This window comes from Streptomyces sp. NPDC056580 (assembly GCF_042793175.1).
Lineage (GTDB): Bacteria > Actinomycetota > Actinomycetes > Streptomycetales > Streptomycetaceae > Streptomyces.
This window is the reverse complement of the sequence record NZ_JBHTVE010000002.1, coordinates 648,559-669,158: the sequence shown is the minus strand read 5'-3', so window position 1 is coordinate 669,158 and position 20,600 is coordinate 648,559. Positions and strand designations below refer to the sequence as shown.

Genomic DNA, 20,600 nt, shown 5'->3' with positions numbered 1-20,600 from the left:
ATGCCGCCGGGGAAGCGGCGCTCCATGCCGCGGCGCACCTCCTCCTTGAACCAGGTGACCTCGGTGTAGCCCTCGGGGATGTCGAACTTCGGCATGAGGTCGCGCTTCTCGAACATGCCGGTGGTGTCGACCATCTCGGCGACGAGCAGCGTGTTGGCGCAGCCCTCCTGCCAGGCGTCCGAGGAGTCGATGGCGTACATCTCGTCCGTGGACTTCAGGTAGTAGCCGGTGCCGTCGAACTTGAAGCGGTCCGGGTCGGAGAGGTTCTTGCCGGTCTGGATGCACAGCAGCGCGTCGTGGGCGCCCGCCTCGTGGGCGTAGGTGTAGTGCGAGTCGTTGGTGACCAGCGGGGGGATGCCGAGCTTCTTGCCGATCTCCAGCAGGCCGTCGCGGACCCGGCGCTCGATCTCGATGCCGTGGTCCATCAGCTCCAGGAAGTACCGGTCCTTGCCGAAGATGTCCTGGTAGTCGGCGGCGGCCTTGAGCGCCTCGTCGAAGTGGCCGAGTCGGAGCCGGGTCTGCACCTCGCCGGAGGGGCAGCCGGTGGAGGCGACGATGCCCTCGGACCACCGGGCGATGGTCTCCTTGTCCATCCGGGGCCACTTCTGCAGCCAGCCCTCGGCGTAGGCGTCGGAGGAGAGCCGGAAGAGGTTGTGCAGACCCTTGCTGTTCACCGCCCACATCGTCTTGTGGGTGTAACCGCCGGAACCGGAGACGTCGTCCCGCTTCTGGTGCGGCTGGCCCCACTGGATCTTGCGCTTGTTGCGCCGGGACTCGGGCGCGACATACGCCTCGATACCGATGATCGGGGTGATTCCGGCCTTCTTCGCGGAGTGGAAGAAGTCGTACGCCCCGTGCAGGTTGCCGTGGTCGGACATGGCGATGTGCGTCATGCCCATCTCGTTGCAGGCGTTGAACATGTCCTTGAGCCGCGCGGCACCGTCCAGCAGCGAGTACTGGGTGTGGACGTGCAGGTGCGTGAAGGGCGGCTTTGACACGGTATGGCCTCCAACGGAAACTTCGGCGACGGGCTGGCGGACACTCTGGGGGTCAGCGTCGAAGTCTATGCCCGGGCACTGACACACGCGGGGCGTCCCCACGTACCTTCGTCCGGGAACCGGGCACTCCCGCGCGGCGTCGCCCGTTGGAGACGGCGGAGACGCTGTCGTTCCCCCGTACGCACGTTCACGCACCACCCGTCCCGCACCAGGAGGCACTCCGCGATGCCGGTCCCCGAGCTCAACGACGAGCAGCGCGGCGAGGAGATCCTCGCCGTCTTCGACACCGCCTTCGGCCGGCTCCTGGCCGCCGACCCGGCCGCGTTCCGCGTGAAGTTCCGGAAGATGGCGGCCTCGGCCTTCGCGTTCTACCGGGGCACGGCGTGCCTCTTCTACCACGACCTCGACGCCGAGAAGCGGGGCGGCCCCTACCTGGACGACCGCACCTCGCGGGTGTGGATCCACGGCGATCTGCACGCGGAGAACTTCGGCACCTACATGGACTCCAACGGGCGCCTGGTCTTCAACGTCAACGACTTCGACGAGGCCTACGTCGGCCCGTTCACCTGGGACGTGAAGCGCTTCTCCGCCTCCGTCGCGCTCGTCGGGTACGCGAAGGCGCTCAGCGACGAGCAGATCACCGAACTGGTGACGATCTACGCCGAGGCCTACCGGGAGCGCATCCACGCCCTGGCCACGGGCGCCAAGAGCGACGAGGTGCCGCCGTTCACGCTGGACACCGCGCAGGGTCCGCTGCTGGACGCGCTGCGTGACGCCCGCTCGCTGACCCGCTTCGGGCTGCTGGAGTCGATGACGGAGATCCGGGACTTCGAGCGCCGGTTCGCGCCGGGCGGCGGCTCCGTCGAGCTGGACGCCGCCACCCGCTACAAGGTGCTGGCCGCCTTCGACGGCTACCTGGAGACGCTTCCGGAGACCTCGCTGGCCCGCCCGGACTCCTACCGGGTGAAGGACGTCGTCGGCCGCCGGGGCATCGGCATCGGCTCGGCGGGACTGCCGTCGTACAACATCCTGCTGGAGGGGCACAGCGACGCCCTGGAGAACGATGTCGTGATCTACATCAAGCAGGCCCAGACCCCGGCGGTCTCCCGGCACATCACGGACCCCGCCATCGCGGAGTACTTCCAGCACGAGGGCCACCGCACGGTGATCTCCCAGCGCGCCCTGCAGGCGCACGCGGACCCGTGGCTCGGCTGGACCGAGCTGGACGGCGCCGGGCAGCTCGTCGCCGAGGTCTCGCCGTACGCGGTCGACCTGGACTGGAGCGACATCGACGACCCGGAGGAGATCGCGGCGGTCGTCGCCGACCTGGGCCGGGCCACGGCCACCATGCACGCGGCGGCGGACGACACCTCCGGCGAGTCGCTGGTGCCCTTCTCCACCGAGCGGGCCATCGACGCGGCCATCGCGGCGGACGAGGAGGGCTTCGCGCCGCTCCTGGTCGACTTCGCACACGCCTACGGCGCACGCGCGCGTGCAGACCACCAGATCTTCCTCGACCTGTTCCGCAACGGCCGCATCCCGGGGCTGTGAACCCCGGGACTCACAGGCACCCTTTAGCAGTCCCTTACCGGCGCACGTGACAGACTCTGCATTCACCATGGACATCTCCGGGACCCAGCTCAGAGCCGTACGCGCGGCGCTGTTCACGGCAGTGGTCGTGACGCTCAGCACCGCGTCGCACGTTCTGCTGTCCAGGGCCCCGCTGCCGGCGGCGACCGTGGCCGCGGTCGCCGCAGCGGTGTTCGTCACCGCGTACACGCTGGCGGGTCGCGAGCGCGGCTTCGGCCGGATCGCGGCCCTGCTGGTCCCGCTGGAGCTGGCCGCCGACACGGTGTTCACCACCGGCCAGCAGTCCTGCTACGGCAGGGCGGGCGGCCCGGTCACCGGTCCCCTGCACGCGTTCGGCCTCGACGTGCTGTGCCGGGGCGGCAGCGTGGGCACGCCGCTGGCGCAGGTGACCGGCGCGCCCGGCCGAGGCCCCGGGGTCCCGCTCGCGGACGCCGGGCCGGCCGCCGCCTGGCTGCTGCTCGCCGCGCACCTCGGCGTGGGGCTGCTGGCCGCCGCCTGGCTGCGCCGGGGTGAGCGGGCCCTGACCCAGTTGCTGGGCGCGCTCACGGCCACCACCTTCCGCCCGCTGCTGCTCGCGGCGGCGGCGGGCACCGTGCGGCCGCTGCCGGCCCGCCGGCCGCACCGCCCGGCTCCGTGGCCGGCCGTGGCGCGCGACCGGCTCCTCGTGCACTCCCTGGGACGGCGTGGACCGCCGCGCTCCCGCGCCCTCGCCCTCGTCTGAGCGGCGACCGCTGGGCACGACCAAGTCCCCCACACGTATTCCGCGTACGACATGTGCGCGTCCCATATGGAGATCATCACTATGAGCAAGCGGAACAGCCAGGTGGCGAAGACGGCGGCCCGGGAGCGGCTGCGCCAGGAGCGCGAGCGCCAGGCCAAGCGCGACAAGGCCAGGCGGCAGGTCATCGTGGCCGGCTCGGTCGTGGCCGTGCTGGCCGCGGCGGGCGGCATCGGCTACGCCGTCGTCCAGGCCAACAAGCCCGGCTACTGGGACGGGCTGAAGGACGCCTCCAGCGTCGCCGCCCCGGCCAACACCACGGGCGCCAAGGGCACCACCGTCGTCATCGGCAAGGACACCGCCAAGAAGACCCTGAAGGTCTACGAGGACCCGCGCTGCCCGGTGTGCGCCCAGTTCGAGCAGACGGTCGGCTCTACGGTGAAGAAGGACGTCGACGGCGGCAAGTACAAGATCCAGTTCGTGGGCGCGACGTTCATCGACGACCACGACAACGGCGTGGGCTCCAAGAACGCGCTGAGCGCGCTCGGCGCCGCGCTCAACGTCAGCCCGGAGGCGTTCCTCGAGTACAAGGGCGCGCTCTACTCGGCGAAGTTCCACCCGGACGAGCAGACGGACAAGTTCAAGAGCGACGACTACCTCATCAAGGTCGCCGACACCGTGCCCGCGCTCAAGAACAACGCCAAGTTCCAGAACGCGGTCAAGAAGGGCACGTACGACGCCTGGGCGATGGCGATGTCCAAGGCCTTCGACGACAACAAGGACGGCGTGTCCGGCACGCCGAGCTTCGTGATGGACGGCAAGAAGCTCACCGCCGACAACCAGGGCAACCCGCCCATGACGGTGGCCGACTACAACCGGGTGCTGGACGCGGCCCTCAAGGGCTGACCCGCCGTCGGGTGACGGGTACCGCGTGAAGAGCGGGCGAACTTTCGGAGTTCGCCCGCTCTCGCGCATACCGATCAGTAACCTGATCGGTCGTGACCAGTCGATACAGATCATCCGAGGCACACCCGGGCCTCGACTCCTTCTCGCCCCGCCGCCGTACGGTCGTCAAGGCCGCGGCGGCGACGGCTGTGCTGGCCGGCCCGCTCGCCGCCGCCCTTCCCGCGCGCGCGGCCGACCAGGCGCCCGCCTTCCTGCACGGCGTCGCCTCCGGCGACCCGCTGCCCGACGGCGTCCTGCTGTGGACCCGGGTGACGCCGGTGCCCGAGGCGATACCCGGCTCCGGAGTGGGCCCGGACACCGAGGTCGGCTGGGTCGTCGCCCGGGACAAGGCGTTCACCGACGTCGTCGCCAAGGGCTCGACCACCGCCCGGGCGGGGAGCGACCACACCGTCAAGGCCGACATCCGCGGCCTGGCCCCGGCCACCGACTACTGGTTCCGCTTCACGGCCGGCGGCACGGACTCCCCGGTGGCGCGCACCCGCACCGCGCCGGCGGCGGACGCGGCGGTGTCCTCCCTGCGCTTCGGCGTGGTGTCCTGCGCCAACTGGGAGGCGGGCTACTTCGCCGCCTACCGCCATCTCGCGGCCCGGAGCGACCTGGACGCCTGGCTGCACCTCGGCGACTACATCTACGAGTACAAGTCCGGTGAGTACGCGGCCCGGGGCACGATCGTGCGGCCGCACGCGCCGGCCAACGAGATCCTCACCCTCGCCGACTACCGCACCCGGCACGCCAAGTACAAGACCGACCCCGACCTGCAGGCCCTGCATCTGAAGGCGCCGGTCATCGCGATCTGGGACGACCACGAGTTCGCCGACAACGCCTGGTCCGGCGGCGCGGTGAACCACACCGAGGGCGCCGAGGGCACCTGGTCGGCCCGTCAGGCCGCCGCCAAACAGGCCTACTTCGAGTGGATGCCGGTGCGCCCCGCCATCGCCGGCACCACCTACCGGCGGCTGCGCTTCGGCAAGCTCGCCGACCTCTCCCTGCTGGACCTGCGGTCCTTCCGCTCCCAGCAGGCCGAAACGGCCAGCGGTTCGGTGGACGACCCGGACCGTACGCTCACCGGCCGCGCGCAGCTCGACTGGCTCAAGGCGGGCCTGAAGGCCTCCGACACCAGGTGGCGGCTGGTCGGCAACTCCGTGATGATCTCGCCGTTCGCCGTCGGCTCGCTCTCCGCCGACCTGCTCAAGCCGCTCGCCAAGCTGCTGGGCCTGCCGCAGGAGGGCATCGCCGTCAACACCGACCAGTGGGACGGCTACACCGACGACCGGCGCGAACTCCTCGCCCACCTGCGCTCGAACGCCATCGGCAACACCGTCTTCCTGACCGGTGACATCCACATGGCGTGGGCCAACGACGTGCCGGTGGACGCGGGCACCTACCCGCTGTCGGCGTCCGCGGCCACCGAGTTCGTGGTCACGTCGGTCACCTCGGACAACCTCGACGACATCGTGAAGGCGCCCGAGGGCACCGTCTCGGCCGTCGCCGCGCCGGTCATCAAGGCCGCCAACCGGCACGTCCACTGGGTGGACACCGACCGGCACGGCTACGGCGTGCTGGACATCACCGCCGACCGCGCGCAGATGGACTACTACGTGCTGTCCGACCGCACCGACGCGAACGCGACCTCGACGTGGGTGCGTTCGTACCGCACTCGCAGCGGCACGCAGAAGGTCGAGCGCGCCTACGACCCCGTGTAGCCGCCCGAGCGGGCCCGGCTACAGGCTGTCGAGGAAGCCGAGCGCCACCCGCCAGGTGGCCTCGGCGGCCTCCTCGTCGTAGTCCGGCAGACCGGGGTCGGTGTAGACGTGACCGGCCCCGGCGTACCGGTAGACCTCCACGTCCGCGCCCGCCCGCCCCATCTGCAGGTACCAGGCGGTCAGCCAGTCGTCCGTCTCGAACGGGTCCGGCTCGGCCACGTGGAGCTGCACCGGCAACTCGTCCACCTGCGCGTTCGGCGCGATGTCCGACGTGCCGTGCAGGAGCAGCAGGCCACGGGCCCGCTCGTCGCCGAGGGCCAGGGTCTGCGCGACGGACGCGCCGAGCGAGAAGCCCGCGTACACGAGACCGCGCTCGGAGTACGGCGCCGCCGCCAGCACGGCCCGCTTCAGCAGTTCCTCCTTGCCGATCCGCTCCTTGAACTCCATGCCCTCCTCGACCGTCCCGAACGTGCGCCCCTCGAAGAGGTCCGGCGTCCACACCTCGTGGCCCGCCGCGCGCAGCCGGTCCGCGGCCTCGCGCACCGCCGGCCTGAGCCCGTAGGTGGAGTGAAAGAGCATGATGTTCATGAGGCCATGGTGCCAGCCGCGCCGAGGGGGGCCGGGACCGCCGTACCCAGATCCGCGCCGAACTCACATGTTCATGCGTGCCGAGCTCCGGTTAGGAGCGCATGCATGGAGAACGTACTCCGCCCCCTGATCGTGATCGGCAGCTCCGTCCTGCTCACCCTGGCCATCGGCTGGGCCACCGACCGGCTGCTGGGCAAGGCCGACGCCCGCACCCCCGAGACCCCCCTGTGGGGGCTGTTGCGGCGCGGCCGCATCCCCTACCAGCTGGTCCTCTGCGCCGCCATGCTCAGAGGCTCCTACGACCAGGCGAAGCTGCTGGACCAGCACCACGCAGGCATCGGCCGCACGCTGACGCTGGTCCTCATCGGCTCCGCCGCCTGGCTGGTGATCCGGATAGCGGCGGCGATCGTCGAGACCTCGTACAGCCGCTACGCACGCGTCCACCGGGACGTGGCCCGGGTGCGCCGGGTGCGCACCCAGGTGGAGCTGATCATGCGGGTGGTCTCGGCGATCGTCATCGTCGTGGCCGCCGCCTCGATGCTGCTGACCTTCCCGGCGATGCGCGCGGCCGGCGCCTCGCTGCTGGCCTCCGCCGGCATCCTCGGCATCGTCGCCGGTGTCGCCGCCCAGTCGACCCTGTCCAACATGTTCGCGGGGCTGCAGATCGCGTTCGGTGACATGGTGCGCATCGGCGACACGGTGGTCGTCGACGAGGAGTGGGGCACGGTCGAGGAGATCACCCTCACCTTCCTCACGGTACGGACCTGGGACGAGCGGCGGATCACGATGCCGGTGTCGTACTTCACCTCCAACCCGTTCGAGAACTGGTCGCGGGGCACCCCGCAGATGACGGGCATCGTCTACTGGCACCTCGACCACAGCGCGCCCATCGAGGCGATGCGCGAGAAGCTCCGCGACATCCTGCGCCAGTGCCCGGCCTGGGACGGCCGCGCCTACAACCTGGTGGTGACCGACACCACGCCGAACACCATCCAGGTGCGCGCCCTGGTGACCGCCAAGGACTCGGACGACATCTGGACGGTGCGGGTCGCCGTACGCGAGCAGATGATCACCTGGCTCGCCGCGGAGCACCCCTACGCGCTCCCCCGGGTCAACACCTCGGACGCGGTCCTCGCCCCGAACCGTGTGCCGTCGCCCGACCGCGCGACGCTGCGCAAGGCCTACGAGTTCCCGCGCACCGGCCGGGGCTGACCCCGCAGCGGTCCGGGCCCGCCCGCTACCGGGCGCCGGCCCGGGCCGGCGCGGCCGGTGTCAGCGCAGGCTGCGCACGTCGAGGTGCCTCAGCACCCGGTCCACGATCTCCGGGTCCGCCCCCGGCTCGCTGCGCGCCGCCAGCACCTCGTGCCGCGCCGCGCTCAGCATCTCGCCCTGGATCCGCCGCACCCGCTTCAGCCGCCGGGCCCGCTGGCGCTGCGCCTCCCGGCGTTCCTCCTCCCCGATGTCCGGGCTGATCCGGATTCCGATGTCGAAGGCCCGCCGCAGCATCTGCTCCGACAGTTCCTCGGGCAGTTCCTCGACCTGCTCGATCTCCCGGAGCCTGCTTTTGGCCGCCTTGGCGGCCCGCACCGCGAGCTCCTTCTCGAACTCCTTCTCCCGCTCCGCGTCCGCCTTCACCCGCAGCCGCCGCACCAGCCAGGGCAGCGTCAGGCCCTGCAGCACCAGGGTGACGATGATCACTCCGAAGGCGATGAACACGATCTCGTCGCGGTCGGGGAACGGCGAGCCCGAGTCGGTCTTCAGTGGAATGGCCAGCACCAGCGCCACCGAGGCCACCCCGCGCATCCCGGACCACCACATCACGACGGTCTCCCGCCAGCTCACCGGGATCTCCTCCTCGATGTCCCGCATGGCGTGCAGCCGCTTGGTGAGCCAGGTGGCGGGCAGCAGCCACACCAGCCGCACGACCACCACCACGCCCGCGATCGCCGCCGCCCAGCCGAGCAGTTCGCCCCAGCGCCCGGACGCCGTCCGGATGGCGTTGTGCAGCTCCAGCCCGATCAGCCCGAAGGCGACGCCGGTGACCAGCGTGTCGACGATGTCCCAGAAGGTGTGCCCGGCCAGCCGGGTCATCACGTCGTCGGCGTCGGTGGCGTACTCGGAGAGGAAGAGCGCGGTGGTGAGCACCGCGAGCACGCCGGAACCGTGCAGTTCCTCGGCGAGCACGTAGGAGGCGTACGGCACCAGCAGGGTCAGCCCGATCTGCAGTGTGGCGTCGCCGAGCAGACTCATCAGCCTGTTCGCACCCCAGCCCAGCGCCAGCCCGACGGCGACCGCGACCACGGCGGACAGCACCAGGTCGAGCCCGGCGCCCACCGCGGAGAACTCCCCGCTCACGGCGGCCGCGACGGCCACGTGGTAGAGCACGATGGCCGTCACGTCGTTGAAGAGCCCCTCGCCCTCCAGGATCGACACCAGCCGGCGGGGCAGTCCGAGCTGCCCGGCGACGGCGGTGGCGGCGACCGGGTCCGGCGGGGCGATCAGCGCGCCCAGCACCACGGCCGCGGCGACGGGCAGTCCGGGCACGATGGCGTGGGCGACGGCGGCCACGCACAGCGTCGTCACGAACACCAGGGCGACGGCCAGCAGGAAGATCGGCCGTTTGTTCGCCGTGAACTGCCGCCATGAGGTGCGGCGTACGGCGGCGTAGAGCAGCGGCGGCAGCAGCGCGGGAAGGATCAGCTCGGGCGGGAACTCCACGTTGGGCACGAAGTCGGCCACCGCCAGGGCCCCGCCGACCAAGGTCATCAGCACCGGCGCAGGCACCCCGAACCGCTCTCCCACGGGAACGCTCACGAGAGCCCCGAGCAGCACCACGAACAACAGGGCCAACTGATCCACGGCCAGCGCTCCGGGACTCGACGATCGCACGACAGGCCTCCAGCCTGCCACGGCGTCGTACGCGCGGGCTGTTCCGGCGGTCTACAGGACGCGCCGCATGGCCCGGTGCGCGATCCCCGCGTCCGGGAACTCCGGGCCGTACGCCTCGTACCCGAGGCGCTCGTAGAAACCCAGGGCGTGGGTCTGGGCGTGCAGGTCCACGGCGGCCAGGCCACGCGCGCGCGCCGCCTCCTCCACGGCCCGCACCAGGGCCGCGCCGACGCCGAGCCCGCGCGCCGGACCGGCGACGGCGAGCCGGCCGAGGGAGCCCACCGAGGCGTCCCCGCCGGTCTTCGCGGCGGCGGCGTCGCCGTACAGCAGGCGTCCGGTGCCGAGCGGCACGCCGTCCTCGCGGACCGCGAGCACATGGACGGCTACGGCGTCGTAGGCGTCGTACTCGATGTCCTGCGGAACACCCTGCTCGACGACGAACACCTCCTTGCGCACCGCGAAGCAGGCCTCGCGGTCGGCGGGGTCCTCGGCGACGCGGACGGTGTACGGCGCGCTCACGCGTACGTCTCCTCGCGGACCTGGTCGAGGGCGTGCTGGAGGTCCTCGGGGTAGTCGCAGCCGAACTCCACCCACTGGCCGTCGCCGGGGTGCTCGAAGCCGAGCCGCACTGCGTGCAGCCACTGGCGGGTCAGGCGGAGCCGCTTGGCGAGGGTCGGGTCGGCGCCGTAGGTCAGGTCGCCGACGCAGGGGTGGCGGTGGGCGGACATGTGGACGCGGATCTGGTGGGTGCGGCCGGTCTCCAGCTTCACGTCGAGCAGGGAGGCGGCGCGGAAGGCCTCGATGAGGTCGTAGTGGGTGACGGAGGGCTTGCCGTCCGCCGTCACCGCCCACTTGTAGTCGTGGTTGGGGTGGCGGCCGATCGGGGCGTCGATCGTGCCGCTGGTCGGGTCCGGGTGGCCCTGGACGAGGGTGTGGTAGCGCTTGTCGACCGTGCGCTCCTTGAACTGGCGCTTGAGCGACGTGTACGCGTACTCCGACTTCGCGACCACCATCAGGCCGGACGTGCCCACGTCCAGCCGGTGCACGATGCCCTGGCGCTCGGCGGCGCCGGAGGTGGAGATCCGGTAGCCGGCGGCGGCGAGACCGCCGATGACGGTCGGGCCGCTCCAGCCCGGCGAGGGGTGCGCGGCGACGCCGACCGGCTTGACGATCACGACCACGTCGTCGTCGTCGTGCACGATCTCCATGCCCTCGACCGGCTCGGCGACCACCTGGACCGGAGCGGGCGCCTGCGGCATCTCGACCTCGAGCCAGGCGCCGCCGCGCACCCGCTCGGACTTGCCGACCACAGCGCCGTCGACCTGCACCTTGCCTGCCGCGGCGAGTTCCGCCGCCTTCGTGCGGGAGAAGCCGAACATGCGGGAGATGGCGGCGTCTACGCGCTCGCCCTCCAGGCCGTCGGGCACGGGCAGGGTACGGATCTCGGGAATCGTGCTCACCCGTCGAGTATGCCGGACGGCTCGCACGACCCCGAACGAGCCTGTGGACGACGGCCCCGGGCGGGGCCGGTCCCGGTCCGTCCTCGGGGCCGGTCTCAGTCCTTGTGGACGGTGCCGTCCGGGTCCAGGCCGCGGAACGACAGCAGCACGATCAGGATGCCGCCGCACACGATCGCGGAGTCGGCCAGGTTGAACACCGCGAAGCCCTTCGGGGCGATGAAGTCCACCACCTCGCCCTGGAAGACGCCGGGCGCCCGGAAGACACGGTCGGTGAGGTTGCCGAGCGCACCGCCGAGCAGCAGGCCCAGCGCGATCGCCCAGGGCAGGCTGTAGAGCTTGCGGGCGAGGCGGACGATCACCACGATCACGGCGGCCGCGATCAGCGTGAAGATGATCGTGAAGGCGGCCCCGAAGCCGAAGGCGGCACCGGGGTTGCGGATGGCGTGCAGCTCCAGCAGGTCCCCGATCACCTGGATCGGCGCGTGGTGCTCAAGCTTCGCCACCACCAGCATCTTGCTGACCAGGTCGAGGGCGTACGCGAACGCGGCCACCGCGAACAGCACGGCGATCCGGCGGCCGCGGCCGCCCCGCTGCCCCTCCGGCGCCGTCCGCTCGCCGGTCCCGGGCGTGCCGGACGCGCCGGTTCCGGCGGGTGCCTCGGCCGCCGCCGACCGCTCGCCGCTGTCGTCCGGGGTGTCCGGCGTACCGATGATGCGCTCCGCCTCTGCCACGTGAGTCCCTCAACCTAGGTGCCTGACTGAGGACGAGACTACGGCACGCCCCGGCCGGCCCCGGTGCTCAGGAGCGGCGTTCCTGCTTCTGCTTGCACTCCACGCACAGAGTGGCCCTCGGGAACGCCTGCATGCGGGCCTTGCCGATGGGGTTGCCGCAGTTCTCGCACAGGCCGTAGGTGCCGGCGTCGAGCCGTTCCAGGGCGTGCTCGTTCTGGGTCAGCATCTCGCGCGCGTTGGCGGCCAGCGCCATCTCGTGCTCGCGCGTGATGTTCTTGGTGCCGGTGTCGGCCTGGTCGTCGCCGGCGCCGTCGCCGGAGTCGCGCATCAGGCCGACGAGGGCGTTCTCCGACGTGCTGATCTCGGTGCGCAGCCGGTCCACCTCCGAGGTCAGCTCGGCTCGGGCCTCGGCGACCTCCTCCGGGGTCCAGGGGTCCTCACCGGGGCGTACCGCGAGATCGCCGGGGTCCGCCGCGGCGAGCCGCGCCTTGGGAACGGCGGTCTGCTTCGCCGTGGCCGTGCCAGGAGTCTTCTTCGCAACCACTGTCGTGGCTCCCGTCTGCTTCGCGGCCCGCGCCGCGCCCGCCTTCTTGGACGTGCTCTTGCCGGACGCCTCCGGGGCGGCGGCCTCGGTGGCCGTCCGCTCGGTGACGGCCTCTTCCCCGCCCGCCTCTCCGGCGGCCACCGCGTTCGCGGCCGCTTTCCCGGCACCCGTCTTACCGACCACCGCTCCCTTCCCGGCCGTGCCCTTCCCGGCCGTGCCCTTCCCCTCGGCCGTGCCCTTCCCCTCGGCCGTGCCCTTCCCCTCGGCCGTGCCCTGTCCGGCCGCTTCCCCCCCGGCCGCTTCCTCCCCGGCCGTGTCCTCGACGGCAGATCCCTTCCCGACCACCTTCCTGGCAACCGTCTTCCTGGAGGCACCGCCCTTCGCGCGCGCCTCCCCGCCGACCGCGTCTCCCGGAGCCGTGTCCTGCGCCGGTCCCTCACCGGCCGCGCGCTTCCGGACGGTCCGCTCGCCGGCCACGTCCCGGTGAGCCGTGCCCTTCGGCGCCGTCGCCCCGGCCTCTTCGTCCTTCGAAGGCGTCCGCGTACCGGTCCTCTCCCGCCCGGCCGTACCTCCACCCGCCTCCTGCTCGGCGGCCGCCTCACCGACCGCCGTGCGCCTCCGGCCCGTCCTCTTGGCGGATGGCTCCCCGGCGGCCGTCCTGGTCGCCGCCGGACGGGCGGGCTGCCGCTCCGCGACCGGCTTCCGGCCGGCGGTCTTCTTCGCGCCGGTCCTGTCCGCGCTGGCGGTCTTCGCGTCCGTCTTGTCCGCGCTCGCGGTCTTCACCTGCGTCTTGTCCACGCCTGCGCCCCGCGCGTCCGGGGTGTGCGCGGCAGCCTTCCGGCCGGCCGCGGCAGCGCCGGCGGGCTTCTGGGCGGCGGCCTTCTTCGTGCCGGCGCCTTCCGCGGAGGCTGCCTCCGTCTTCGCCGTCGCTTCCCTCGCTGCCGCTCTCCTCGCCGCCGCCGTCGGGACACCGCCCTGGGTGCGCGCGCCCTTGGCGACCGCGTTCGCCGTGGCCGCCGTCCCGCCCGGCGCACGCTTCGCACCGGACGCGCCCCGCTTCGTGCCGCCGCCGGCGGCCGCCGGGTTTCCTGCCGGCTCCGTGGGCGCGGGCGTCCGGGGCGTCGCCGCCGAAGCGCGCTCGCCGGTGCCGGCCGACGCCGCCGAAGCGCGCTCCTTCGCTCCGGCCGCCGGCGCCCGGGCAGATCTCACCGGCCTCGCCCGACCGGCCGTGGCGGCGTCCGCGCGCGCGGGGTTCCGGCCCGCGGCTCCCTCGGCCGCGCCGCTGGAGCGGCCGGACGCCGGCTGCTGTACGGCGGTCTTCTTCGCCACCATGGCCGCGGCCCTTTCATATATTGTGATCTTGCACGCGAATCGTGCTGGGACGATAAATCGACTTGAGTCCCGCGGCAACGGGGCGCACCGCCCGATTCGCCCGCCCGCGTCCCCCGAGCAGCGGACCTGCAACCGTTGTGCCCAGCTCCCCGCCCGGTAATCCGCGCGGGGAAGCGCGCCTACGGCGCGAACGCCCCCCATGGCCATTCGGGTCATCCCCCCCGGCCCCCGCCCCAGCCCCGGCCCGCCCCGCCCGCTCACGCGCGCGGGAAATCCGGTCGGCCGCTGTCGGCTCCGCGCCGTACACTGGGCGCAGCGAGAAGCTTGGATGGGGACGAGTAGCGGCGTACGCAGCGCAGAGCGACCCGGGGACGGTGTGAGCCCGGGGGCGAGCGCGACGTGAAGATCACCCCGGAGCCGCCGGAAGAAAGCAGTGGCAGCCGCCACCGCGAGTAGAACCGGCTTCGCGACCCCAATGAGGGGGCTCACCGGCGCGTACGGCGCGGCGGGAGCCAAGGAGGGTGGTACCGCGGGAGCGCGCCGCACACGGCGTGGACAGGAAAGAGCTCTCGTCCCTCCGACGGAAGGCAGCAAGTCCGTTGGAGGATGCTCGCAGATGACAGCGCCGACGTACCGCCAGGTGCCCGCCCAGGTCGACCTGCCCGCGCTTGAGCACGCCGTGCTCGACTTCTGGCGTGAGCAGAAGATCTTCGCCAAGAGCCTGGAACAGTCCGAGGGACGCCCCGAGTGGGTGTTCTACGAGGGCCCGCCCACCGCGAACGGCATGCCCGGCGCCCACCACATCGAAGCGCGCGTCTTCAAGGACGTCTTCCCGCGCTTCCGCACCATGCGCGGCTACCACGTGGCCCGCAAGGCCGGCTGGGACTGCCACGGGCTCCCGGTGGAGCTGGCGGTCGAGAAGGAGCTCGGCTTCTCCGGCAAGCAGGACATCGAGGCGTACGGCATCGCCGAGTTCAACGCCAAGTGCCGCGAGTCGGTGACCCGCCACACGGACGCCTTCGAAGAGCTCACCACCCGCATGGGCTACTGGGCCGACCTCCAGGACCCGTACCGGACGATGGACCCCGAGTACATCGAGTCCGTCTGGTGGTCGCTGAAGGAGATCTTCGGCAAGGGCCTGCTGGTCCAGGACCACCGGGTCGCCCCCTGGTGCCCGCGCTGCGGCACCGGCCTGTCCGACCACGAGCTGGCGCAGGGCTACGAGACGGTCGTGGACCCGTCCGTGTACGTCCGCTTCCCGCTCACCTCCGGCCCGCTGGCCGGCGAGGCCGCGCTCCTGGTGTGGACGACCACCCCCTGGACCCTGGTGTCCAACACCGCGGTCGCCGCGCACCCCGAGGTCACCTACGTCGTCGCCACCGACGGCCAGGAGAAGATCGTCGTCGCAGAGCCGCTCGTCGCCAAGGCGCTCGGCGAGGGCTGGGAGACCACCGGCCAGACCTTCACCGGCGCCGAGATGGAGCGCTGGACGTACCGGCGCCCCTTCGAACTCGTCGAGTTCCCGGAGCCGGCGCACTACGTGGTGAACGCCGAGTACGTGACCACCGAGGACGGTACGGGCCTGGTCCACCAGTCCCCCGCGTTCGGTGAGGACGACCTCAAGGTCTGCCGCTCCTACGGCCTGCCCGTGGTCAACCCGGTCCGCCCGGACGGCACCTTCGAGGAGGACGTCCCGCTCGTCGGCGGCGTCTTCTTCAAGAAGGCCGACGAGAAGCTCACCGAGGACCTCCAGCAGCGCGGCCTGCTCTTCCGGCACCTGCCCTACGAGCACAGCTACCCGCACTGCTGGCGCTGCCACACCGCGCTGCTGTACTACGCGCAGCCGTCCTGGTACATCCGCACCACCGCGATCAAGGACCGTCTGCTCCAGGAGAACGAGAAGACGAACTGGTTCCCGGACACGGTCAAGCACGGCCGGTACGGCGACTGGCTGAACAACAACATCGACTGGGCGCTGTCCCGCAACCGCTACTGGGGCACCCCGCTGCCCATCTGGCGCTGCGAGGAGGGCCACCTCACCTGTGTCGGCTCGCGCGCGGAGCTGTCCGAGCTGACCGGCGCCGACCAGTCGAACCTGGACCCGCACCGGCCGTACATCGACGAGGTCACCTTCGCCTGCCGCCACGAGGACTGCGGCCGGACGGCCACGCGCGTGCCGGAGGTCATCGACGCCTGGTACGACTCGGGTTCGATGCCGTTCGCGCAGTGGGGCTACCCGTACAAGAACAAGGAGCTGTTCGAGGCCCGCTACCCGGCGCAGTTCATCTGCGAGGCCATCGACCAGACCCGCGGCTGGTTCTACACGCTGATGGCCGTCGGCACGCTGGTGTTCGACAGGTCGTCGTACGAGAACGTGGTCTGCCTCGGCCACATCCTCGCCGAGGACGGCCGCAAGATGTCCAAGCACCTGGGCAACATCCTGCAGCCGATCCCGCTCATGGACCAGCACGGCGCCGACGCGGTGCGCTGGTTCATGGCGGCCGGCGGCTCCCCGTGGGCGGCCCGCCGCGTCGGCCACGGCACCATCCAGGAGGTCGTCCGCAAGACGCTGCTGACGTACTGGAACACGGTCGCCTTCCAGGCCCTGTACGCCCGCACCTCCGACTGGGCGCCGTCCGCCGCCGACCCGGCCCCGGCCGAGCGGCCGCTGCTGGACCGCTGGCTGCTGTCCGAACTGCACGCGCTCACCGACCAGGTGACGCAGTCCCTCGAGGGTTACGACACCCAGCGGGCCGGCAAGCTGCTGTCCGCGTTCGTCGACGACCTGTCGAACTGGTACGTCCGCCGCTCGCGCCGCCGCTTCTGGCAGGGCGACAAGGCCGCGCTGCGCACGCTGCACGAGGTGCTGGAGACGGTCACGAAGCTGATGGCGCCGATCACCCCGTTCATCACCGAACGGGTGTGGCAGGACCTGGTCGTGCCGGTGAGCCCGAACGCCCCCGAGTCGGTCCACCTGGCGACCTGGCCCGAGGCCGACCTGTCGGCGATCGACCCGGAGCTGTCCAAGCAGATGGTCCTGGTCCGCCGCCTGGTGGAGCTGGGCCGCGCCACGCGCGCGGAGTCGGGCGTCAAGACCCGCCAGCCGCTGTCCCGGGCGCTGATCGCCGCCTCCGGCTTCGAGTCGCTGGACCGGGAGCTGCACGCCCAGATCACGGAGGAGCTGAACGTCTCCTCGCTGGCGTCCCTCTCCGAGGTCGGCGGTTCGCTGGTCGACACCACGGCCAAGGCCAACTTCCGTGCCCTGGGCAAGCGGTTCGGCAAGCGGGTGCAGGACGTGGCCAAGGCGATCGCGAACGCGGACGCGGCCGCGCTGTCCCTCGCCCTGCGCGCGGGCACGGCCTCGGTGGAGGTCGACGGGGAGACGGTCACCCTCGCGCTCGACGAGGTGATCATCACGGAGACCCCGCGCGAGGGCTGGTCGGTGGCCTCCGACTCCGGCGCCACGGTGGCGCTGGACCTGGAGATCACGGAGGCGCTGCGCCAGGCGGGCCTGGCCCGGGACGCGATCCGGCTGATCCAGGAGGCTCGCAAGAACAGCGGCCTGGACGTCGCCGACCGCATCGCGCTGCGCTGGACCTCCACGGACCCGGCGGTCATCGCGGCTCTCTCGGAACACGCCGACCTGATCGCCGAGGAGGTCCTGGCGACCGACTTCGCCCAGGGCGAGGCCGACGCCGGCTACGGAGAGCCGTTCACGGACGAGGGCCTGTCCCTCACGTTCCGGCTCCGCAAGGCGTAAGCGCCGAACGAGCCCGAAGGCCCGGTCCCCGCTGCGGGGGCCGGGCCTTCGGCGTCACGGGCGGACGGGACGCAGCGGCGGACAGGACGACGGGCAGGCGCAGGGGCGCTCGGGACGGAGACGCTCAGTGGGCGTCAACACGCGTAAAAGGGGCGGGTCCCCGGACCGAAGTCCGGGGACCCGCCCCTGAACGCTGCCGACGCCCTTGTCGTACTACTGGCCGCGGCCCGTCAGTTGTCGTCCTCGTCGATCAGGAACCCGCGCATCGGCGAGGGCGCCTGGCCCATCGGGGACGGACCCTGCGGGCGGACCGGAGCCATGGGCTGGGTCATCGCGGGCGTCATCTGCTGCTGGCCGCCGTAGGACGGGGCGGACGGCCCGGACGGGCCGCCCATGCCCTGGTTGCCGCCGTAGGACGGGGCGCCCGCGCCGGCCGGGGCCATGGAAGGCGCCGGGGACGGCGGGAGCGAGGCGGTGGCCGGGGTGCGCGGCGGCGCCAGGGAGTCGTCGGCCTGGGTCTCCAGCTGACGCAGCTGGGACTCGAGGTACGACTTCAGACGCGTGCGGTACTCGCGCTCGAAGCCGCGCAGGTCCTCGACCTTGCGCTCCAGCGTGGCGCGGGCGGACTCCAGGGAGCCCATCGCGACGCGGTGCTTCTCCTGCGCGTCCCGCTCCAGCGCGTCGGCCTTGGCACGGGCGTCACGCTCCAGACCCTCGGCGCGGCTGCGGGCCTCACCGACGATCTTGTTGGCCTCGGAACGGGCCTCGGCGATCGCCTGGTCGGCGGTCTGCTGGGCCAGCGAGAGGACTCGGGCGGCGCTGTCGCCACCGGGGCCCTGACCGGGGCCGCCCATCGGACCGCCCATCGGACCGCCCATCGGGCCGCCCATCTGCTGCTGCATGGGCGGCTGACCGCCCATGTGGCCCTGGCCCATCGGACCCTGACCCATCGGACCCTGACCCATCGGACCCTGACCCATCGGGCCGGGACCCTGCGGGCCACCCTGGCCGCTGGGGCCGGCAGGCAGCTGCGGGGCACCGCTCGGCAGCTGGGGCGGACCACCCATGGGGCCACCCATCTGCTGCTGCGGCGGGCCCGATATGCCGGCGGGCACCGGTGCGCCGGGACCTCGCATCCCCTGCTGAGGCATACCGCCCTGCTGAGGCATGCCGCCCTGCTGAGGCATACCGCCCTGCTGAGGCATGCCGCCCTGCTGCTGGTCCTGCTCCGGGGGCTTGCGCATGTTCTGCTGGTTCTGGGCCGCGGCGCGCGTGGCCGCGGCCAGTTTGGCGCGCAGGTCCTCGTTCTCGCGGAGCAGGCGCGTCAGTTCGGCTTCGACCTCGTCGAGGAAGGCATCGACCTCGTCCTCGTCATAGCCTTCTCGGAGGCGGACGGTCGTGAACTGCTTGTTCCGCACGTCCTCGGGGGTCAACGGCATCTCTTCACCTCAACGTAGTCATCGGCAGTCGGCAAGACCGTATCGTCCATCCTCATCACACAAATCTCTGTGCGACGGAGATGAGGATCCAGACAATGATCATCAACACGAAGAAGGACAGGTCGAGCGCCACGCCCCCGAGACGCAGCGGCGGGATGAACCGCCGCAGAAGCTTCAGCGGTGGATCGGTGACAGTGTAGGTGGCCTCCAGGACGACCACCATCGCCTTGCCGGGTTGCCATGAGCGGGCGAACTGGAAGACGTAGTCCATGACCAGCCGGAAGATCAGCACGACGAGAAACACCATCAGCGCGATGTAGATCACCTGCGCGAACACGCTCATGGCCTGGCTTTCCCTCTCCCCTGTTCCGTGCTTTTCCCGGTGGTACGTCTCAGCTCTGGTTGAAGAACCCGCCCTCTGCGATGCGGGCCTTGTCCTCCGCCGTGACATCGACGTTAGCAGGAGACAACAGGAACACCTTCTGCGTCACCCGCTCGATGCTGCCGTGAAGACCAAACACCAAACCGGCCGCAAAGTCGACAAGTCGCTTCGCGTCTGTGTCATCCATCTCAGTCAGATTCATGATCACCGGAGTGCCCTCACGGAAGTGTTCCCCGATGGTACGGGCTTCGTTGTAGGTCCGCGGGTGCAGCGTGGTGATCCGGTAAGGCTCCCGCTCGGACACGACCTTGGGCATGATCACCGGTGCGTTCTTCTCCAGGGACTGGCGTTCTTGTGTGATGGATGCCACGGGCGCGATACGCGCCGGGCGCCCGGATTCCGCGGCGAGCGAAGTCGAACGGGCCACCGGCTCGCGCGGCGCGGGCGGTTGCGCGATTCGCACCTCTTCGTCCCTTTGGGACTGATGCGCACCGTGTGACTGGTGTGACACCTCGTGCCGTCGGTGGTCCCGGTCGAGTTCCGGGTCCAGCTCGGGCTCGAAGTCGTCGTCGGGGTCGAATCCGCGGCCGTCGTACCCATCGTCCTCCACGAGGCCGAGGTAGACCGCCATCTTGCGCATCGCGCCGGCCATTCTCTGAGTCCTCCGCTCTGTGGTGGATCGGCTGACGACTGCCAAGTGCCCGCGATCCACGTGGTCGTTGTGCCCGCTTTCGCGGACATTGACCATATTTTCTGCTGTGGTCCGACTTCTTGGCGACGTTACCCGAGCCTGGGGCGGACTCCGAGTACCGCAGTGCCGACGCGCACATGTGTCGCCCCGGCCGCCACGGCCTGTTCGAGGTCCGCACTCATCCCTGCCGACACCATGGTTGCAGCCGGATGGGCCCGGCGCAGGTCGGTCGACAAATCCATGAGCCGCCCGAACGCCGCCTGTTCGCGTCCCGCGTATTCGCCGGTGAGCGGGACGACGGTCATCAGACCGTCGAGCCGAAGTCCCGGCGACCCGGCCACGAGGCCGGCCAACTCCTCGACGCCGCCCGGCGCCACGCCGCCGCGCTCGCCCCGGCCGCTCTCGCCCGCGTCCAGCGCGACCTGGATGAGGCATCCCACCTCGCGCCCGGCCCGCTCGGCCTCCTTCGACAGCGCGGTGACGAGCCGGGCCCGGTCGATGGACTGCACGAAATCGGCATAACCGACCACGGAACGGACCTTGTTGGTCTGCAACTGGCCCACGAAATGCCACTTCAGCGGCAGATCCGCGCAGGCGGCCGCCTTCGGCGCCGCGTCCTGGTCGCGGTTCTCGGCCACGTGGCGCACGCCGAGTTCCGACAGGATCCGCACATCGCTCGCCGGGTAGGTCTTGGTGACCACGATCAGGGTCACCTCCTCCCGCTCGCGCCCGGCGGCGGCGCACGCGGCGGTGATGCGCTGTTCCACGTTCGCCAGGTTCGCGGCGAGTTCGGTCTTACGGTCCGTCAT

Annotated in this window: 17 protein-coding genes; 6 read left to right on the top strand and 11 right to left on the bottom strand. The window is 71.4% G+C overall.

Going from position 1 to position 20,600, the window contains the following annotated elements:
* Positions 1-998: PHP domain-containing protein (locus tag ACFQ9Z_RS06775; RefSeq protein ID WP_383011782.1), on the bottom strand; the 998-nt coding region annotated here is incomplete at its 3' end.
* A gap of 225 nt (positions 999-1,223) precedes the next feature.
* On the opposite strand from ACFQ9Z_RS06775, the gene ACFQ9Z_RS06770 reads away from it, so the two are divergent.
* The 4 genes from ACFQ9Z_RS06770 (at position 1,224) to ACFQ9Z_RS06755 (ending at position 5,975) form a co-directional block, all read left to right on the top strand.
* Positions 1,224-2,549: a DUF2252 domain-containing protein gene (locus ACFQ9Z_RS06770; RefSeq protein ID WP_383011778.1), complete on the top strand. Its 1,326-nt coding sequence runs from the start codon at positions 1,224-1,226 to the stop codon at positions 2,547-2,549.
* A gap of 67 nt (positions 2,550-2,616) precedes the next feature.
* Positions 2,617-3,309, top strand: coding sequence for a hypothetical protein (locus ACFQ9Z_RS06765; RefSeq protein ID WP_383011870.1), 693 nt, complete (start codon positions 2,617-2,619; stop codon positions 3,307-3,309).
* Between the two features lie 81 nt (positions 3,310-3,390).
* Positions 3,391-4,212 (top strand): thioredoxin domain-containing protein, encoded by an 822-nt coding sequence (locus ACFQ9Z_RS06760; RefSeq protein WP_383011775.1) that lies wholly within the window; start codon positions 3,391-3,393, stop codon positions 4,210-4,212.
* A 92-nt stretch (positions 4,213-4,304) separates the two neighbouring features.
* Complete coding sequence (locus tag ACFQ9Z_RS06755) at positions 4,305-5,975, top strand: alkaline phosphatase D family protein (RefSeq protein ID WP_383011772.1); 1,671 nt, start codon at positions 4,305-4,307, stop codon at positions 5,973-5,975.
* Positions 5,976-5,993: 18 nt separating this feature from the next.
* On the opposite strand, the gene ACFQ9Z_RS06750 is transcribed toward ACFQ9Z_RS06755, so the two are convergent.
* Positions 5,994-6,563 carry a dienelactone hydrolase family protein gene (locus tag ACFQ9Z_RS06750; RefSeq protein WP_383011769.1) on the bottom strand — a complete coding sequence of 190 codons (570 nt, stop codon included), beginning with the start codon at positions 6,561-6,563 and terminating at the stop codon, positions 5,994-5,996.
* A gap of 105 nt (positions 6,564-6,668) precedes the next feature.
* Here ACFQ9Z_RS06750 and ACFQ9Z_RS06745 point away from each other — a divergent pair, with 105 nt between their 5' ends.
* Positions 6,669-7,775: a mechanosensitive ion channel family protein gene (locus tag ACFQ9Z_RS06745; protein ID WP_383011766.1), complete on the top strand. Its 1,107-nt coding sequence runs from the start codon at positions 6,669-6,671 to the stop codon at positions 7,773-7,775.
* A gap of 60 nt (positions 7,776-7,835) precedes the next feature.
* Here the strand turns inward: ACFQ9Z_RS06745 and ACFQ9Z_RS06740 are convergent, their stop codons facing one another.
* The 5 genes from ACFQ9Z_RS06740 to ACFQ9Z_RS06720 form a co-directional block, all read right to left on the bottom strand.
* Positions 7,836-9,422: a Na+/H+ antiporter gene (locus ACFQ9Z_RS06740; protein ID WP_383011763.1), complete on the bottom strand. Its 1,587-nt coding sequence runs from the start codon at positions 9,420-9,422 to the stop codon at positions 7,836-7,838.
* Positions 9,423-9,503: 81 nt separating this feature from the next.
* Positions 9,504-9,971, bottom strand: a complete 468-nt coding sequence (locus tag ACFQ9Z_RS06735) for a GNAT family N-acetyltransferase (protein WP_383011760.1) — start codon at positions 9,969-9,971, stop codon at positions 9,504-9,506.
* The gene (locus ACFQ9Z_RS06730; protein WP_383011757.1) at positions 9,968-10,912 is read right to left on the bottom strand and encodes an RluA family pseudouridine synthase; all 945 of its coding nucleotides are present in this window, start codon (positions 10,910-10,912) and stop codon (positions 9,968-9,970) included. Before ACFQ9Z_RS06730 ends, ACFQ9Z_RS06735 begins: the two co-directional genes overlap by 4 nt.
* A gap of 95 nt (positions 10,913-11,007) precedes the next feature.
* The gene (gene lspA / locus ACFQ9Z_RS06725; protein WP_383011754.1) at positions 11,008-11,643 is read right to left on the bottom strand and encodes a signal peptidase II; all 636 of its coding nucleotides are present in this window, start codon (positions 11,641-11,643) and stop codon (positions 11,008-11,010) included.
* 67 nt (positions 11,644-11,710) lie between these two features.
* Entirely contained in the window at positions 11,711-12,664 is a 954-nt protein-coding gene (locus tag ACFQ9Z_RS06720) for a TraR/DksA family transcriptional regulator (RefSeq protein ID WP_383011867.1), read from the bottom strand.
* A 1,471-nt stretch (positions 12,665-14,135) separates the two neighbouring features.
* Between ACFQ9Z_RS06720 and ileS the strand changes: the two genes are divergently transcribed.
* Positions 14,136-17,279, top strand: coding sequence for an isoleucine--tRNA ligase (gene ileS, locus ACFQ9Z_RS06715; protein ID WP_383011751.1), 3,144 nt, complete (start codon positions 14,136-14,138; stop codon positions 17,277-17,279).
* A 230-nt stretch (positions 17,280-17,509) separates the two neighbouring features.
* Here ileS and ACFQ9Z_RS06710 read toward each other — a convergent pair whose 3' ends face one another.
* The 4 genes from ACFQ9Z_RS06710 to ACFQ9Z_RS06695 form a co-directional block, all read right to left on the bottom strand.
* A complete protein-coding gene (locus ACFQ9Z_RS06710; RefSeq protein ID WP_383011748.1) occupies positions 17,510-18,718 on the bottom strand; it encodes a DivIVA domain-containing protein in 1,209 nt (402 codons plus the stop codon).
* Between the two features lie 55 nt (positions 18,719-18,773).
* On the bottom strand, positions 18,774-19,061 hold the full coding sequence (locus ACFQ9Z_RS06705) for a YggT family protein (protein WP_143636437.1): 288 nt from the start codon (positions 19,059-19,061) through the stop codon (positions 18,774-18,776).
* Between the two features lie 49 nt (positions 19,062-19,110).
* Positions 19,111-19,752, bottom strand: a complete 642-nt coding sequence (locus tag ACFQ9Z_RS06700; protein ID WP_360671819.1) for a cell division protein SepF — start codon at positions 19,750-19,752, stop codon at positions 19,111-19,113.
* Positions 19,753-19,880: 128 nt separating this feature from the next.
* On the bottom strand, positions 19,881-20,600 hold the full coding sequence (locus ACFQ9Z_RS06695; RefSeq protein WP_383011743.1) for a YggS family pyridoxal phosphate-dependent enzyme: 720 nt from the start codon (positions 20,598-20,600) through the stop codon (positions 19,881-19,883).

What these genes read in the sequence shown, in the direction of transcription:
- ACFQ9Z_RS06770 (WP_383011778.1), top strand. Translation starts at nt 1,224, where the DNA reads ATGCCGGTCCCCGAGCTCAACGACGAGCAGCGCGGCGAGGAGATCCTC.
- ACFQ9Z_RS06700 (WP_360671819.1), bottom strand. Translation starts at nt 19,752, where the DNA reads ATGGCCGGCGCGATGCGCAAGATGGCGGTCTACCTCGGCCTCGTGGAG.
- ACFQ9Z_RS06750 (WP_383011769.1), bottom strand. Translation starts at nt 6,563, where the DNA reads ATGAACATCATGCTCTTTCACTCCACCTACGGGCTCAGGCCGGCGGTG.
- ACFQ9Z_RS06695 (WP_383011743.1), bottom strand. Translation starts at nt 20,600, where the DNA reads ATGACGGACCGTAAGACCGAACTCGCCGCGAACCTGGCGAACGTGGAA.
- ACFQ9Z_RS06710 (WP_383011748.1), bottom strand. Translation starts at nt 18,718, where the DNA reads ATGCCGTTGACCCCCGAGGACGTGCGGAACAAGCAGTTCACGACCGTC.
- ACFQ9Z_RS06760 (WP_383011775.1), top strand. Translation starts at nt 3,391, where the DNA reads ATGAGCAAGCGGAACAGCCAGGTGGCGAAGACGGCGGCCCGGGAGCGG.
- ACFQ9Z_RS06745 (WP_383011766.1), top strand. Translation starts at nt 6,669, where the DNA reads ATGGAGAACGTACTCCGCCCCCTGATCGTGATCGGCAGCTCCGTCCTG.
- ACFQ9Z_RS06765 (WP_383011870.1), top strand. Translation starts at nt 2,617, where the DNA reads ATGGACATCTCCGGGACCCAGCTCAGAGCCGTACGCGCGGCGCTGTTC.
- ileS (WP_383011751.1), top strand. Translation starts at nt 14,136, where the DNA reads ATGACAGCGCCGACGTACCGCCAGGTGCCCGCCCAGGTCGACCTGCCC.
- ACFQ9Z_RS06705 (WP_143636437.1), bottom strand. Translation starts at nt 19,061, where the DNA reads ATGAGCGTGTTCGCGCAGGTGATCTACATCGCGCTGATGGTGTTTCTC.